The organism is Methanobrevibacter curvatus, from assembly GCF_001639295.1.
Taxonomy (GTDB): Archaea; Methanobacteriota; Methanobacteria; order Methanobacteriales; family Methanobacteriaceae; genus Methanoflexus; species Methanoflexus curvatus.
In genome coordinates this window covers 1-15,744 of the sequence record NZ_LWMV01000195.1, presented here as the reverse complement: position 1 = coordinate 15,744, position 15,744 = coordinate 1, and the positions used below count along the sequence as shown (strand labels likewise).

Genomic DNA, 15,744 nt, shown 5'->3' with positions numbered 1-15,744 from the left:
CATTTAAATTTAACTAATTAATATGAGTTAATTAATATGAGTTATTTAATAATCAGAAGAGCATTTAAAACAAACTTTTAAAAAAAGTTTGATCAAAAGGTTTTCTCAAAAAATAAAGAGGACCAATTAAAATAAAAGTTTTTTACAAATTATAATTGCTTTTAAATAAAGGTTTTTTACAATATCATAATTATTTTTAAATGTTTATTTTTTATAAAAACATATATTACTACTTTAAATAGGTTTTAACATATTTTAATTAAATATCTATTTTTACAAAAAAAATAATCATTGCACAGATCTAAAAGGAAAAATTATGAAAAGAAAATTAAGAAAAATTAAGAAAAAAATCTTAAACTAATAGCATTGAAATCAGTAATAGAAAAAATATATATACTTTAATTTAAATACTTTATAATACTATAAATATATTTATTAAATATAGAAATATTTGAGAGATTATATTTATAACTCTTCGAATAAATAATTGAAATTATGTTTATGTAAAAATTAAAATTTTATTCAATGTAATCAGCAATTTATTAACTTTAATCATTTTAATCTATTTTGGAGGATAAATAATATGTCAAAAAAAGTAGTGGAAGTAAAAACTTTAAAAGTAGGTAAATATATTATATTAGATGGCGAAGCTTCAAAAATTACGGCTTATTCTACATCATCACCAGGTAAGCATGGAGCTGCAAAAGCAAGAATCGAAGCAGTTGGAGTTTTTGATAATCAAAAAAGAAGTCTTGTTAAGCCTGTAGATAAAAAAGTTGACATTCCAATTATTGATAAAAGAACAGGCTCTGTTTTAGCTTTAATGGGCAGTGAAGTCCAAGTTATGGATTTAGAAAATTATGAAACCTTTGAATTACCACTTCCTGATGAATTAAAAGATAAAATCACTGAAGGAACTGAAGTAGAATACATTGAAGCTCTTGGTAATTTAAAAATCATGAGAACAAAAGGCGGATAAAACAGTTTAATAATAAAATTTAATACTTTTTTAAAATGATTTTATTAATTATTATTAATCTATTAATTAATTAGTTAATCTATTAATTTATTAGTTGATTTCATTAATTATATTAATCTATTAATTTTATTTTAGTTATTAATTTTTTATTGTTCTTATTAATTTTTATTTATCTTTAATTTTACTTTTTTTAAATTTTTATCTATTTTTCAATTAACCTCTATAAAAAAATCTTATTTTTATGTTTTTAATTTTATTATACTTAAACTATAAAATTCAGTTTATGACTTTTTCTGAAATATATAATTTTAAAATCATTAAATCTTTAAATATATAAATATTTTAACTGAGAAAAATTTCAACTTTTAAAAACTTTAATAATGATAAAATGTTGTTTAACACATATGAACCATGGAAATTTCCGTTTTCTCAAAATGAAAATGAAATCGAAGAAATAAAGTGCATTGTTGAAAAAGAAAGCAATGCGAAAAATAATATTAAAGATAATGAGAAAAATATTTGGGGAATTATTGGTGTTGGCTTTGATTCAACAAGTTCATTTGGAACTGGTTCAAGAAATGGACCTATAAGTATTAGACATGCAGGATACTCATTTGAAAAATACAATTATAGGTTTAAAAAATCTTTAGAAACTATTTTTTTTGATTTTGGAGATTTAAATGTTATTTTTGGAAATTTAAAAGAAACCTTAAAAAATCTTGAAGATTCGATAGATGAATTAAATCAACTGAATGTTAAACCTATAGTCCTAGGTGGAGAGCATAGTATTAGTTTAGGTGTTTTAAACTCACTGAAAAAATTTAATCCAAACAAATTTAACAACACTTCAATTATACATTTTGATGGACATTTAGATATGGCAAATGATCTTCAAGGTGAAGTTTACTCACATGGAACAGTTTTAAGAAGAATTCATGAGCTAAAACCAAAAGAAATTATTCAGATAGGAATTCGCTCATCATCATATGAAGAAGAAAAATATGTTTCAAATAAATCAGATATAAAAGTTTTCTCATCAAATGAATTAAAAATTGATTCAAAAAACAGCTTAAATAAATTAGATGACTTAAATAAATTAAATGGCTTAAATAAATTAGATGAGTTAAAAAATATTTTAATGAATATCAATAATCCTATTTATTTAACTGTAGATTTAGATGCTTTTGATCCAACTATTGTAGAAGAAGTTGGAAATCCTGTTCCAAATGGTATTGATTTAAATGTATTTGAAGAATTATTAGAAATTATTTCAAAAAAAGAAATAGTCGGATTTGATTTAGTTGAGTTAAATACAAAAACACTTGGTTCTCCTTCAGCAATTCTCGCTGCAAAGATAATCTATGATTTCTTAACACTAAATGAATAAATAATAACTGTTTAATTAATAAAAAAAATAAATGAAAAATAATGAGATTATTAAAAAAAAAAAAAAAAAAAAAAATGAAAAAATGGCTATTTCAATTAATTAAATCAATAAATTGAAAGTTATCTGCATCAAAAAGCCCAGAACTATTGATTTTTAAATGTGGAATTACTAAAAGAGCTAAAAATGATAAATTCATAAAAGGATATTCAAATTTAGACCCACAAGACTTTACAAAGAGATTTAATGAATTAAGTTTGTCTGCTACTTCATCTATTTTCTTATCAGACATTAATCCAGCAATAGGAAGAGGCAAAATAATCTCTTCATTTTCACTTACAGCAACAATTGCTCCTTTGTTTTCTATTACTAAATTAGCTGCTTTTGCCATTAAATTACTATTTACTCCAACAACTATAAGGTTATGTGAATCATGGGAAACACTTGTTGCAATAGCTCCATTTTTAAGATTAAAACCTTTAACAAAACCATTACCTATAGAACTAAGATTATTTTTTTCATTATCTAAATAACGATTAATAACAGATATTTTTAAAACATCTTCATTTAAATTAGGCTGAATTATATTATTTTCTAAATTCAAATTGCAATTAAGCTTATCAGTAATTAATTTCCCTTCATTTAAACCAATTACATTTACATTAACTGTTTTTAAATTTTTATCACCAATATAAATATCAAAATCTTTAGATAATCGTCTACTAACATTAAAATTATTAATTATTTGTGGCCTTTTTCCATTATACAATGATTTACCATTTTTAGCTACAAGTTCTCCATGAACATATGTTTTTAAAACATTTAAATTCTCTAAACTATCTACTTCAATAAAATTAGCTATTTTTCCAAGAGCTATTTCTCCAGAATTTAAATTATAATGATTTGAAGGATTTAAACTAACCATTTTAATGGCTTCAATGGTATCGATGCCCAAATCAATAGCTTTTTTTAAAGATAAATTCAAATGCCCCTTTATTAAATCTGTAGGTTCCTTATCATCACTAACTATAAAATCAAAAATAGGGTTTTTAAGGATTTTTTGAAAATCTTCACTTGAAATATGACCAAAGAAATCTTGTGTTTTCAAAAATTCTAATCTTTCATTAAAATTTAAAATGGCTTGCATATTCTTAGCAGAAGATCCATCTCTCACCATTATTTTCATGTTCAATGCCTTTTTCTCAATGGCTTCTTTAAAACTGCTTGATTCATGTTCAGTCGAAATATATGAAGATTTTAAATTAGGTTTAGATAAATCTGAATCATCTTCCAAATGTTTTTCATCAAATCCATCAAAATAAATATATTTTTTTAAATCTTCACCACTTAACTCTGGACAATGCCCATCAATAGGTTTAAAATGTTTTTTAGCAGATTTTAGTTTAGCCATTACCTCCCAATTTTTATTTATGACCCCATTAAAATTCATCATTTCAGCTAAAGCAACAAATTCTTCTCTTTTTAAAAGTTCATCAATATCATTAGAATCAATAGTGGCTCCAGATTTATCAAAATTAGTGGCTGGAACAGATGATGGTGCAGTAAAATAAAAATCAAATGGTGCATTCTTTCCATTTTCTACCATAAAATTGATTCCATCCATTCCTAAAACACTAGCTATTTCATGAGGATCACAAACTACAGATGTTGTTCCAAATGGTAAAACTGCTTCGCAAAATAAAGATGGAGTGAGTAGAGAAGATTCTATATGGATATGAGAATCAATAAATCCTGGTAGGATTATTCCATTAAAATCAAGTAATTCATCTTCACTGATTCTTTTAATCTCTGAAAAAAAGCCATTTTCAATTTTTACTTCAACAGGAACCACTTCATTTAAGTTAAAATCTAAAATTCTAGCTTTAAAATTTTTAAGCTTCATGGAGCCACCTATATTTAAAAAATAAAATAATGAATATAGTCAGAACTTAATTTTTTGCACTAATTTTTCAGTTTATTATATATACTCGACAAATTTTGTTCCAAAATTAGTGTTGAACATGTAAAAAAATGACATTTAAAAATAAAAATATAAAAAAAGAATAAAAAATAAAAATTAGAAAAAATAAAAAATTAAAGCAAGTAAAAATATTAAAAGTTAATTGAATTAAATTAGATAATGAAAATAATTAAATATTTCCAAATTTCCAAAATGCTAATACCAACACTAAAATAATGATTAACACAATTAAGATTAATAAAGAACCATCAAACTGAACTCCTTCTTCTTCAGAAGAAGTATTTATGGATTCATTTGTAGCATTGGTGTCTTCTGTATTATTATCTCCAGTAACACTACCACTACTTGAAGTCGATGAACTTGAACTAGATGATGATCCAGAAGAAGGAGAATTTCCTTTAGAACTTGAACTACTAGAATCAGATGAAGAAGAGCCAGAGTCACTAGACCCATCTCCAGTACCTTGGTTTTGAGAATCCCCACCTGGAGTAGATGAACCATCAGTAGATGGAGTAGACTCATCTTCAGCAGAAACAAAACAAATTGAAGAAAATACAACTAATAATAACATGATTGTTGAAATAAATTTTAAAAACTTCATTAAACACACCTATATATACCTAAAGAATCAATATGTAAAATCTTTTAAAAATAAAAAATATCTTAAATGTAATAATTAATTTAATATATTAATATTATTATTAATGTGGATATATTAAAATTATATATTAATTTAATAAATGTTATATTATTATAATATATATTAATTTATATATATTATATAAGATTATATTAATATATTTAATCTGATATATAAAAAATTCTATAGTTTAATTAAAAAATCTACTTTAATAAAAAATGATATACTTTTATATAAAATTTATTTTGACATGAAAAAGACCATATAATATGTAAACTTCTATTTTAAAGTTTTTGGATAATTAAGTTTATTTTAAATTAAAACTTGTCTTATGTCAAGATATTTAAGAAATAAGCCATATTCATTGTGTAAAATAATTATTTATGTAATTTTTGGTATAAAAGAGGCATAAAAGTTCCAATGTCTGTCACTATACTCACAACTTGAGCACTACCTCTATCTGCCAATTTAGTAACTGTAGCAGGATTAATATCTACACAAATACTTTTAACCTTTGAAGAAATGATATTTCCAGTAGCTATTGAGTGTAACATAGTAGCAATCATTATAACCATATCAACATCCTGTAAATACTCTCTCATTTTATCTTGAGCAATCATTGAATCTGTGATTACATCTGGAAGTGGACCATCATCTCTTATTGAACCCGCTAAAACAAATGGAACATTATTTTTAATACATTGATACATAATTCCTTTTTTTAAAGACCCCTTTTCAACAGCAGATTTAATAGAACCAGCATTGTTTATTTCATTAATGGCTCTTATATGATGACGATGTCCTCTTTTAACTACATTTCCTGTTTTTATACAAACCCCTAAAGATGTTCCATAAAGAGCATTTTCAATGTCGTGAGTTGCAAGAGCATTACCTGCAAAAAGATAATCAATAAATCCCTCTTTAATTAGCTGAGAAAGTAAATCAGCAGCTCCTGTATGGACAATAGCTGGTCCTCCAACAATAGCTATTTTACCTCCTTTTAGTTTTATTTCTTTAATCTCAGATGCAATATTTTCTATTGTTGAATTCAATGGCTTTTCTGATGAAACATCACTGTTCATAAATTCAAATACACCTTTTTTACCTCTTGGTCTTTGTGGGGGAGTAACTTTTATTCCCTCTCTTCCAACGACTATCAAATCTCCTTTTTTAATCTGGTTAAGTGGTTTGCAGAATGTTTTTTTATTCTTATCATCAACTACAACCATACAATCCATTTCAATCTCATCAACATTTAACCAAACCCCATTGCGAAGAATGGTTGTTGTATGGTTGGTTGTAGAGTAAAAGTTTTCTGGAACAACCTTATCCTTAGGAGATTCCAGTAGCTCTACTTCTTTTATTTGTGCTATTGAAGCACCAATTTCACTTAACTCATCTAAAATAGAATCCAAAATCTTAGGATCTTCATTTTCAACTAAAATCTTTGCTGTAGATATGTCTGATTTTAATTTTCCAACTTGAAATTCATTTATCTGAAAATCTCCACCATAATCCATTATTATATCTAAGACCTTTGGTAAAATTAATGAGTCTATTATATGTCCACTAAGCTCAATTTCTCTACTGTTCACATCATCACCAGCTAATTCCAATATATATTATGCGAATAAAGTTATATTTAAAAATATTATATTAATAAAATATCTAATTATAATTAATAGAATATAAACTATAATCAAATAATAGAGTAATTTAAGAAAAAATATCTAATTATGATTAATAAATATTAATTATGCACATAAAAAAATGATAAAAATTATTTAATTCATAATTTAAGAAAAAAGAATAATTTTTAAAATGTTTATTTATTATATAAAATTAAAAATAGTAAAATATAAATTTTTTTCTGATATTTTTTATAAAAAAATGAATTCTAATATATTTAAATTTTTATATAAATAAATTTTTGTTTAAATATTAGTATAAGATTATTATAAATCTTTAGTAAAATTTTTAGTATAAATTAATATTGTTTTTAACATTTAAAAAGCTATCTAAAAAAGATTTATCTAAAAAAATTATATAAAACTAAAATAAAGCAAAAATTTTAGAAAAAATTAATAAATATCAAAGCAAAGATAAAATAAACAAAAATGGATCAAGATTTAATAAGTTCAACCCTATATAAATCATGAAAATAGCAAATATTCTTTTTAAAATCTTTTCATTTGCTTTGTAAACCAATTTTGTTCCTAAATAGCTTAAAGGAATAGCAAACATCACTATTACAATTATGTTAAGTAAGTTTATATACCCTATAGAGTAAGGAATTGTTTTAATATAAAAGCTGTTGACTAAATATGAAAAAATGCCTCCAAAAGATGTTATGGCAATAAAAACACTTGATATTCTTATGGCAGAAATCATTGAAAACCCTATTAAGATGGTTAATGCAGGAATTAAAAATACCCCTCCACCTAAAGAAAAAAGTCCAGCAAAAAATCCAATGGCTAATCCTAAAAGAATACTGTTAATAATAGGCAATTTATGATGTTCAGATTTCCCTTCACCTGAACCTTGATAATTATAATCAGCTATTTTTTCTTTGTAAGAGTTGTAAACCATGTTAATGGCCAAAAGGATAAAAGTAACACCTAATAAAATCTCCAAGATGTTTGATGGTAGATGAATAGCTACAAAAGCACCAAAAAAACTTCCAAAAATACCAAAAGCCCCTAAAATAACTCCCGGCTTTAAATCAAATTTAGACTCATTGTAATGATTGTAAGCTGTTATAATAGCTATTGGAGATATAACAGCAAGACTTGTTGCAAGAGCCATCTTAAAAGATAAATCGCTTCCTACTCCAATATAATTTAAAAGAAAATATTGAAGAGGAACCAGAATAAATCCTCCACCAACACCTAGAAGTCCAGATAAAAATCCAACTAAAAGCCCAATTATTATCAAAACAAGAAAGTATTCTACAGGAAAAATATTAACACCAAATTAATTGATTGAATAAAAAAAATATTTGATTTTATTTCTTAATTAAAAATTAAACAAACTTTTCACATTCTTCTAAGAAACTCATGGCATTTTCTAATGATCTTTTCGCTTGTTTTTGATCATAATTAATTATAACATCATAATCTGCATCCAGTCTTGTTCTTTCTGCTCTGAAATATAATTTTGCAATAGCTTCATTAAAATATCCTTCATGAACATAGTGTAAACTAAATAACTTCATTACTCCAGAGTGTTTTTTTGAACTGAGGTTTTTCTGATAAATCAATGATTTAGCAGCATAAAACATAGTATAATAAGATTGTGAAACAGTCCAATTGTATCTTTTACCCGCATATAAATATTTTGCATCATCTAACCTATTTTTTGCTTCTATAAAGAGTTTTTCACTGTCTTCCATATAAATCGCCATTAAATAAGCGAAATTCCTTCTTTTTCAACATTATTTATAAAATTTGTGTTTTTGTTGTATTCTAAATCGTCATTAGATAGTAAAATTACGGAAATGTTTTCTTCATCATGCATATAATAATCATAAGCAGTATCGTAGATTTTTTCTTCAACATCATATTTATTTTTAGCGACTATTAAAATATCAATGTCTGAATTTTCATTGTCTTCTTCTCTTGCCACTGAGCCATAAAGAATTATTTTTTCAATTCCTTGAGAGTATATAATTTTTGAATATTCCATAGCTATTTGTTTTCGATTCATGTTATCACTAATTTTATTATTTATCTCTACTCTTATTTAAATTTTTCATTTGGTGATTAATTTGCCAAGCAAAACAATTTTTTCTGTTTTTCCAATATTTTTCTGAAAATTTTCTGTTTTTAATTATTTTTTTATTAAATAGCTATCTCTATTTTATCATAGTTTAAAACTGGCATCTTACTATTTTTTAATCCTTTTTTGAAACTAATTAAGCCCTCTTCAGCTAAAAGGTTTATTTTATTCGTTATATTAGATGGATCTTTTTTTACTTTAATAGCTATTTCTCGGATACTTTTAGGTTTTTCATTTTAATAATATTTAATATTTGTGTTTCATTCTCTCCTATACTTATTTTATTAGTAATTATGATATTTTCCATTCTTATAGGTTCTTCAGGAGTTTCTAATAAAAGCTTCCAGTTTTCTAAATCCGCATATAATGTATTCTTTGGTGTTTTTTCTAATAGTGTTTTTAATTTTTCCATACTTCCGTATTTTGCTTTCATTTTTTCATCATATTCTCTTGTAGTTTGTTCTTTAATTAGTGTTATAATCATTCTTTCAACTCCTTTATTAATTCTTTTATTATTATTTTCTTATTTTTATTAATATAATTTACAACTATATTCAGATTTTCAGATTGTGTATTAAATTGTATCTTTATTTCTCTTTTATGGTCTTCTGGTTTTGGGTGAATATGCCCTCCTTTGTTGTGATAATTATCTAATAATATTTCATCTGGCATTATCATTAAGCTTCACCCTCGTAATAATAATTAAAAAAAAAAAAAAAAAAAAAAAATAGAAAATATTTCTTAACTATTTAAAGAATTGATAAAAATAGAAAGACTAATAAAATCAATCAAAGTTTAAAAGCAATTGAATTATTTGAAAACCCTTAGAACTTAAAATATATTCCCCATGATCTTTTTTTTGGAAAATTAAGTCTGTGTTTTGGAGCTTTTTAAGGTGGAATATTAAATTTCCTCCACGTAAATTTGTTAATTTAGAAAGTTCTGAAAAGGTATGTGGTTTAAGAGCAATGGATTTTAATATTTTCAGTCGTTTTTCGTGAGATATTGGATCTAAAATATTTTCTACAATGTTTTCTTCATCAATAGAAGATATTTTCTTTTCATCTTCCTCTTCTTGTGCATTGTATATTTTTAGAGATTTTATTAAGTCTATTTGAGTTTCAAAAATATTGGAAACTTCGTCAAAACAAATATCACAATCATCTTTTTGCTTTACTTTTTTAATCTCTTCAAAATCATCTCTACTTTTAGCAATTTTTTCTTCATTAATTGTATCTGGATTTAAATCTGATGTATGTTGTTTTAGATACTGCTTAAATACTTTTTTACATTGATGTCTCATATCACAAGGATCAACAAGTCGTGAATCTAAATCAGAATCTATTCTATCAACCATATATCCATTTATGGATCCTATAAATTCATTTTTAAGGTTTTCATACATTAAGTGCAAATATTCTTCATTAGACTTTTCAATCATATTTTTAAGGTCTTTATGCACATCAGAAATCATATTTTTAATTTCATATATTTGATTTTGGCTAAAATCATCACTTGAATTAAAAGTATTATTATTAGTACTATTATTCGTATTATTCTCATTATGTAATTTATTAGTTTTATTATTCATTCTATCTCCAAAAAATGATTTAATTAATATATAATGCTTGTCTTAAAGAATCATAAATATTTTAAATGAAAAACAAATATTTCAAAATAAAAACAAATATTTTAAATGATTATAATCAATTTAAAAAAAATTAAAAAAATAAAATTCAGTCATTAGAATATATTTAACTACATTTTAATGACGAAAAACTATATATTAATACATCAAAATATATTAGAACTAGCTATTAAAATTTTCTATAATTTTTTAAAAAAAAATAAAAAAAATAAAAAAAATAAAGAAAATAAAGAAAATAAAAAAAAACTAATAGCTAAATAAATATGGAGAAAAAATATGTCAGTCAAAGAAGAAATATACAGTCAAATTGTAGGTGCATTAGAAGGAGCAAGCTTTCCAATAGGAAATCCAGAAGATTTATTTGCTGCATTCCCAGATGGAGCAGATACAACTTGTAAATCTGGTGATGTTGTTTTAAAAGCATCAGATGCAGGAAAAGTATTAACTGGAGATGATTTTCCATTTAAATCTGCAGAAAATGTTGCACAAACAATTGTAGATAGAGCAGGACTTTAAAAATATTTAAAAGTCTGTAAAAAGTGTGGAGTTATTTTTAAAAATAAATTTTTATTTAAATATATTTATAAGTGAAAATAAAAAATTTCAAAAAAAACTCCACAAAATTTCTATTTTTCAGGATAAATAAAAAATTATATTGGAATTTCTATTGAATCGTAATTAACAACAGGTATTTTACAATTCTTTTTACCTTTTTTTAAACTAACCAATTCTGCTTTTTCAAGTTTTTTAATCTTTTTTTGAACAGTACTTACTTCCTTACTCATTTTTAATGCTAAGTCATTAAGAGAAGAAGTTTTATTATTCTTTATTATGTGAAGTAATTCAAAATCCGAGGAATTAAAAGAAATATCTTCAATAAAAATAGTTGTCCCTTCATTTAATTCTTTATCAGGGTGTTTTTCAAAGTATTTCCAATTATCTAAGTCTAACTGGTGTAAACTATTTCCGATTGATGTTTTTAAAATCTTTTCTAGGTTTTCTTTTTTCTTATACTTTTTTTCAAGTTCTTTAATCTTATCTTTTCCTTTAACTGTTCTTTTCATTCTTACAGGTATCACAATAACTCTCTCCATAATAGTTTTTATTTATGATTTCATTTTTATCAATATGTTTAATAATTATTTTAAAAATCCTTTCAGGGTCTGTGGCATTAATTTTATGTTGTTTTTCTTTGTTAGAAAAATGTATATGGAAATGAATGATAACTATCAATCCTAATATCAATTGGCATTATAACAAATGCCCAATATTGTGGGTTATTATTTTCATGTATTCTATATCTCCCATAACCTGTAACTGTTTGAAAACTTTGTTTCATGTAATTAATTTGAAACAAATAGCATATAAATATCTGGAAAAAATTTTCATATATATACTAATAAAAGAAAATATTTTCCGATACTTAAATGTTTAAAAAAGAATTTAACCATTGCACCATAATCCATCTCAAGTTAATATGACAATTACTTGGCAACAATAGCTTAATGAGAGCCTACTTTAAACAATAATTTATAGATATTTTTTAATCATATTTATTATATTTTTTGTTTTATTGATTCTGTAAAAATGTGTGGAGTTATTTTTAAATAACCCTATTTCTATTTTTATATAGATATGGATATTTCATCAAAGTTTAGAGATGGGATTCTAGTGTTCTTGATTCCTTAAGCTCTATAAGTCCAATTTGCTCTAATTCTTTTATTTTTGGATGTATAATTTTTATGTCTTTGTTTAAAAATCTTGCTAATTCTCTAATTGATTTAGGTTTTTCATTTTTAATAAAATCTAATATTTCAAGTTCGGATTCAGTTAATATTAACTTATTTGTTATTTTTATTTCCCCTCTTTCTATTTCTTCATTGGGATTTTCTTTTAAATATTTCCAATTTTCAAGATCTACTAAAAATAGGTTATTTCCTGTTTCTTTATATAACCTTTCTAATTCTTTTATTGATTCATATTTTTTAGTAAATTCTTTTATTACTTCATGTCCTTTTTCTTTTTTGACTAAAGTTATGATCATATTATTAACACCCCTCTTAATTTGCCATATTGAACTTCTTTGTTAGTACTAATATGTTTTAATACTATTATTAAAGTGCTTTGTAGATCTTGGGTTTTTATTTCTCTTCTATCTGGGTGAATATGTACATGTCCATGATGAAAATTATCTATTAAAATGTTATCGGGCATTATTACAATGCTCCATCATTTTAAAGTTGTAGAGCAATATATGTTTTTATCATGGATTTTTATTGTTTGTTGGTTTTTTTCTTTCATGTGTCCTTATGCAATTCATAATTTATATATATTTGTTGGGTTTTGCTCATAACAAAAAACAAAAATTTATATTATTACTAATAATTTAAAATAATAGATTTAAAAATTAACATTAATATAAACAATAAATAGAAAATATACTAATTAAACATGTTTAAAATAAGTATTAGAATACATTGTTCTTATTTTTTCTAAATTTATTTACTTGTTAAATACTCGAAGTTAAAATTAACAACAAAATGCTTGTTTATTTTGCAGAGTTAAAAAAATATATATTAATTTAATTAAATTATAAAAATTTAAATATTATTTTCAAATAAAAATAGTTTCAAGTTCTAAAAGAAATAGATTTTGTAAATTCACAGAGAATGTAGTACTCTTTAAAGTGCTTTAAACATTAAAAAACAGCTATTTCAAATAATAGAAAAAAAACAGAATAGAAAAGTAAGAATATTAAATTAATGAAATCTAAAAAAAGTAAAAATTAAAAATAAGTAAAAATAAGTAAAAATAAGTAAAAAAAGAAAAAAATAAAGTAAGTTAAAAACTTACTACAATTTTAAATGGCTAAACTTATTCTCCAGCTAATTTGTCTGCTTCAGCAACAATTTTTGCAAGAGCAGGAGCTGAATCAATTAAATGAGAGTCTAAAGTTAATTCATCAGCACCTAATCCCATAGCTAATCCGTATAATTGAGCTAAATGGAAAACAGGAATGCTGTAGTTAGTGCCGTATTTTTTGTTGACTTCAGTTTGACCTACATCAAATTGCATGTGACAGAATGGGCAGACTTCAACAATAGCATCTACACCAGCATCGGTCATGTTAGCGAGTTTTTCTTGAGTGATACTTGTAGTAACATCAATATCTCTTGCTCTTAAACCTCCACCAGCTCCACAGCACATCATTTTGTCTTTGTATTCTATTGATCTTGCACCAGTAGCTTCAACTAAATTATCTAAGATGGTTGGTCTCTCTGCATTGTCAATACCAATCTCATCAGATGGTCTTAAAAAGTGACAACCATAGTGGACAGCAACATTAAGGTTTAATGGTCTTTCTACTAATTCTGAAAGCTTATCTAAACCTACTTCGTTGTATAAAATTTCTGCAAAGTGTCTAACATTGATAGTTCCTTTGAATTCTTTACCAACTTCAGCTAATACACCATTAATTTCATCTTTAAATTCTGGATGATTTTTAAGTTCAAGATTTGCTTCAAATAAAGAACCAAAACAACCATTACATTCAGTCATTAAATCTGAGTCCATATCTTCTGCAATAGTTAAGTTACGTGCAGCAATGGAAGCCCAAGTTTTTTTATCAAATGAACCAAAAACACCAGGAGCAGGACAACATGATGCTCCATCCATGTCATTTAAAGTAATTCCTAATTTTTCAAATAATATTCTAGTAGCTTTTTCAATACCAGGATAACGGTTGTTCATGATACAACCTAAGAAATATGCGATCTCCATTTTAATATCTCCATAAAAATTATTTTTAAATAAACCTATTTTCGTTTATCCTTCGTAATCGATTAACTTGTCAAAACCAGTAGCTTTACATATAGCTTGAATATCTGCTAAAGCTTTTGCATCACTATGAGTGGTTGGTGGTAATTCAGATAATCCAACTCTTTTTCTTAACTCTTTTGTAGCATCGTTAATTGGAACACCGTGTCCAGTTTTTATAACATTTGCACCAGTTCCTTTGTGGTTAGCTGACATGTAGCCATTTTCTGCTGCAACATTACGAGCTTTTTTAATGATTTCTACAATTTTGACTTCTCTTGGACATCTTTCTTGGCAAGTGTAACATGTTGTACACATCCATAATGCTGGATCAGAGATTACTTCTTCTTTTAATCCCATTAAACATTTTCTTACAATCTGTCTTACTCTGTACGGAGTTCTTCTACCAGATGGACATCCACCACTACAGGTACCACATTGGAAACAATGTTCTAAAGTTTCAATACCTGCATCTACGAATAATTGAGTAAACTCTTTATCCACACTTTCTCTTCTTATAACATCATTATCTTCTAATAAAGTCATTTTATCGCCTTTTTTATCTTCTGAAACTTTTTTATTTTCTTCAACAGCTATTTCAGAACCTTTAACATTTTTATCAGCATTCGATTCTGTGGAAACCTTTTCAACAGTTTCAGTATCTTTAGATTCAGTTGAATCTTTAGATTCTTCTTCAATTTTATCGGTTTTAGGTGTTATAGAAATATTAGCTACAGAAGAATCTTTTTTTTCTTCTGCAATCTTTTTATCTGAAGTTTGAGTATTTGGAACCTCATTTTTGTCAACTACTTCTATTTTAGTGGAAATAGTGTCGTCTTCAGATTCTTGCTTACTTGCATCATTTTTAGATCCGCCAAATAGACCTTTTAAACGTTTCAACCAAGACATTAAAAACACACCTTAGAAATTCATTAGTTAAAAACTTCCTTTCTAATAATAACTTAGAATAATTGAGTATATAAAGCTTACTAAAATTTTGATTAGTGTAACCTTTTAGGTAATAGCAAGTTTTTTTGAAAACTATTAAAAAAATTATTATAAATAATAAAAACATATTAATATACAACATAATTTATTAATCTATTTTACTTTATAAAATACATTTATTATTAAAGAGTTTGGAAAATTATTTTTTTGTTAAAATCAATATTTAATTAAAATAAATTAAAATAAATTAAAACATTTTAAAAGTATTAATGCATATTTTTATAAAAAATAAATATTTTAAAATAATTACAATTAATAAATAAATTATTTACATTAGTTTTCTTTATTTTTGAGAAAACTTTTTGATGAACCTTTTTTTAAAAGTTTCACTTATATTAATTAGTTAAATTTAAATTAAAATTAGTTTTCTTATATTTTTGAGAAAACATTTTGATCAAACTTTTTTTAAAAGTTTGTTTTAAAGAATAATAAAAATAAATGTCTAAAAATAATTATTTTTAATAAATAAATATTAATATTAATTAAAACAGAATTTTATTAAATATTTATG

Annotated in this window: 19 protein-coding genes; 3 read left to right on the top strand and 16 right to left on the bottom strand. The window is 24.4% G+C overall.

The genetic code is table 11. The annotated features are described in order from the left end of the window. Nucleotides 1-583: 583 nt before the first annotated feature. Both MBCUR_RS07815 and MBCUR_RS07810 read left to right on the top strand, forming a co-directional pair. Nucleotides 584-979 carry a translation initiation factor IF-5A gene (locus MBCUR_RS07815; RefSeq protein WP_067092296.1) on the top strand — a complete coding sequence of 132 codons (396 nt, stop codon included), beginning with the start codon at nucleotides 584-586 and terminating at the stop codon, nucleotides 977-979. 388 nt (nucleotides 980-1,367) lie between these two features. Next, complete coding sequence (locus MBCUR_RS07810; RefSeq protein WP_067092294.1) at nucleotides 1,368-2,366, top strand: agmatinase family protein; 999 nt, start codon at nucleotides 1,368-1,370, stop codon at nucleotides 2,364-2,366. A 91-nt stretch (nucleotides 2,367-2,457) separates the two neighbouring features. On the opposite strand, the gene ade is transcribed toward MBCUR_RS07810, so the two are convergent. From ade to MBCUR_RS07765, 10 genes are all read right to left on the bottom strand, one after another. Further along, the gene (ade, locus tag MBCUR_RS07805) at nucleotides 2,458-4,266 is read right to left on the bottom strand and encodes an adenine deaminase (protein WP_067092292.1); all 1,809 of its coding nucleotides are present in this window, start codon (nucleotides 4,264-4,266) and stop codon (nucleotides 2,458-2,460) included. A gap of 247 nt (nucleotides 4,267-4,513) precedes the next feature. Continuing rightward, the gene (locus tag MBCUR_RS07800) at nucleotides 4,514-4,945 is read right to left on the bottom strand and encodes a hypothetical protein (protein ID WP_067092290.1); all 432 of its coding nucleotides are present in this window, start codon (nucleotides 4,943-4,945) and stop codon (nucleotides 4,514-4,516) included. A gap of 416 nt (nucleotides 4,946-5,361) precedes the next feature. Continuing rightward, nucleotides 5,362-6,579: an ornithine cyclodeaminase gene (locus tag MBCUR_RS07795; protein WP_067092287.1), complete on the bottom strand. Its 1,218-nt coding sequence runs from the start codon at nucleotides 6,577-6,579 to the stop codon at nucleotides 5,362-5,364. 496 nt (nucleotides 6,580-7,075) lie between these two features. After that, entirely contained in the window at nucleotides 7,076-7,918 is an 843-nt protein-coding gene (locus tag MBCUR_RS07790) for a sulfite exporter TauE/SafE family protein (RefSeq protein WP_169805820.1), read from the bottom strand. An 88-nt stretch (nucleotides 7,919-8,006) separates the two neighbouring features. Further along, the gene (locus MBCUR_RS07785) at nucleotides 8,007-8,387 is read right to left on the bottom strand and encodes a HEPN domain-containing protein (protein WP_084269630.1); all 381 of its coding nucleotides are present in this window, start codon (nucleotides 8,385-8,387) and stop codon (nucleotides 8,007-8,009) included. Next, nucleotides 8,387-8,689, bottom strand: a complete 303-nt coding sequence (locus MBCUR_RS07780) for a nucleotidyltransferase domain-containing protein (RefSeq protein WP_067092281.1) — start codon at nucleotides 8,687-8,689, stop codon at nucleotides 8,387-8,389. Before MBCUR_RS07780 ends, MBCUR_RS07785 begins: the two co-directional genes overlap by 1 nt. A gap of 134 nt (nucleotides 8,690-8,823) precedes the next feature. Then, on the bottom strand, nucleotides 8,824-8,937 hold the full coding sequence (locus tag MBCUR_RS11135; protein ID WP_449405516.1) for a hypothetical protein: 114 nt from the start codon (nucleotides 8,935-8,937) through the stop codon (nucleotides 8,824-8,826). 29 nt (nucleotides 8,938-8,966) lie between these two features. After that, on the bottom strand, nucleotides 8,967-9,245 hold the full coding sequence (locus tag MBCUR_RS07775) for a hypothetical protein (protein WP_067092279.1): 279 nt from the start codon (nucleotides 9,243-9,245) through the stop codon (nucleotides 8,967-8,969). Beyond that, entirely contained in the window at nucleotides 9,242-9,439 is a 198-nt protein-coding gene (locus tag MBCUR_RS07770; RefSeq protein WP_067092277.1) for a hypothetical protein, read from the bottom strand. The genes MBCUR_RS07775 and MBCUR_RS07770 overlap by 4 nt, the downstream gene beginning before the upstream one ends. Before the next feature lie 106 nt (nucleotides 9,440-9,545). Then, nucleotides 9,546-10,352 (bottom strand): winged helix-turn-helix domain-containing protein, encoded by an 807-nt coding sequence (locus MBCUR_RS07765; RefSeq protein ID WP_084269628.1) that lies wholly within the window; start codon nucleotides 10,350-10,352, stop codon nucleotides 9,546-9,548. Nucleotides 10,353-10,685: 333 nt separating this feature from the next. Here MBCUR_RS07765 and MBCUR_RS07760 point away from each other — a divergent pair, with 333 nt between their 5' ends. Next, the gene (locus tag MBCUR_RS07760; protein ID WP_067092275.1) at nucleotides 10,686-10,925 is read left to right on the top strand and encodes an MTH865 family protein; all 240 of its coding nucleotides are present in this window, start codon (nucleotides 10,686-10,688) and stop codon (nucleotides 10,923-10,925) included. A 134-nt stretch (nucleotides 10,926-11,059) separates the two neighbouring features. Here MBCUR_RS07760 and MBCUR_RS07755 read toward each other — a convergent pair whose 3' ends face one another. The 6 genes from MBCUR_RS07755 to hdrC form a co-directional block, all read right to left on the bottom strand. After that, entirely contained in the window at nucleotides 11,060-11,488 is a 429-nt protein-coding gene (locus tag MBCUR_RS07755) for an HVO_A0114 family putative DNA-binding protein (RefSeq protein ID WP_169805819.1), read from the bottom strand. Nucleotides 11,489-11,604: 116 nt separating this feature from the next. Then, complete coding sequence (locus tag MBCUR_RS10420; protein ID WP_157077712.1) at nucleotides 11,605-11,748, bottom strand: hypothetical protein; 144 nt, start codon at nucleotides 11,746-11,748, stop codon at nucleotides 11,605-11,607. Nucleotides 11,749-12,063: 315 nt separating this feature from the next. Next, on the bottom strand, nucleotides 12,064-12,453 hold the full coding sequence (locus tag MBCUR_RS07745) for an HVO_A0114 family putative DNA-binding protein (protein ID WP_067092269.1): 390 nt from the start codon (nucleotides 12,451-12,453) through the stop codon (nucleotides 12,064-12,066). Next, entirely contained in the window at nucleotides 12,450-12,623 is a 174-nt protein-coding gene (locus tag MBCUR_RS10415) for a hypothetical protein (protein ID WP_157077711.1), read from the bottom strand. Before MBCUR_RS10415 ends, MBCUR_RS07745 begins: the two co-directional genes overlap by 4 nt. Nucleotides 12,624-13,283: 660 nt before the next feature. Then, complete coding sequence (hdrB, locus tag MBCUR_RS07740) at nucleotides 13,284-14,189, bottom strand: CoB--CoM heterodisulfide reductase subunit B (protein WP_067092267.1); 906 nt, start codon at nucleotides 14,187-14,189, stop codon at nucleotides 13,284-13,286. Between the two features lie 45 nt (nucleotides 14,190-14,234). Beyond that, nucleotides 14,235-15,134 (bottom strand): CoB--CoM heterodisulfide reductase subunit C, encoded by a 900-nt coding sequence (gene hdrC, locus MBCUR_RS07735; protein WP_067092265.1) that lies wholly within the window; start codon nucleotides 15,132-15,134, stop codon nucleotides 14,235-14,237. Between the last annotated feature and the right edge of the window lie 610 nt (nucleotides 15,135-15,744).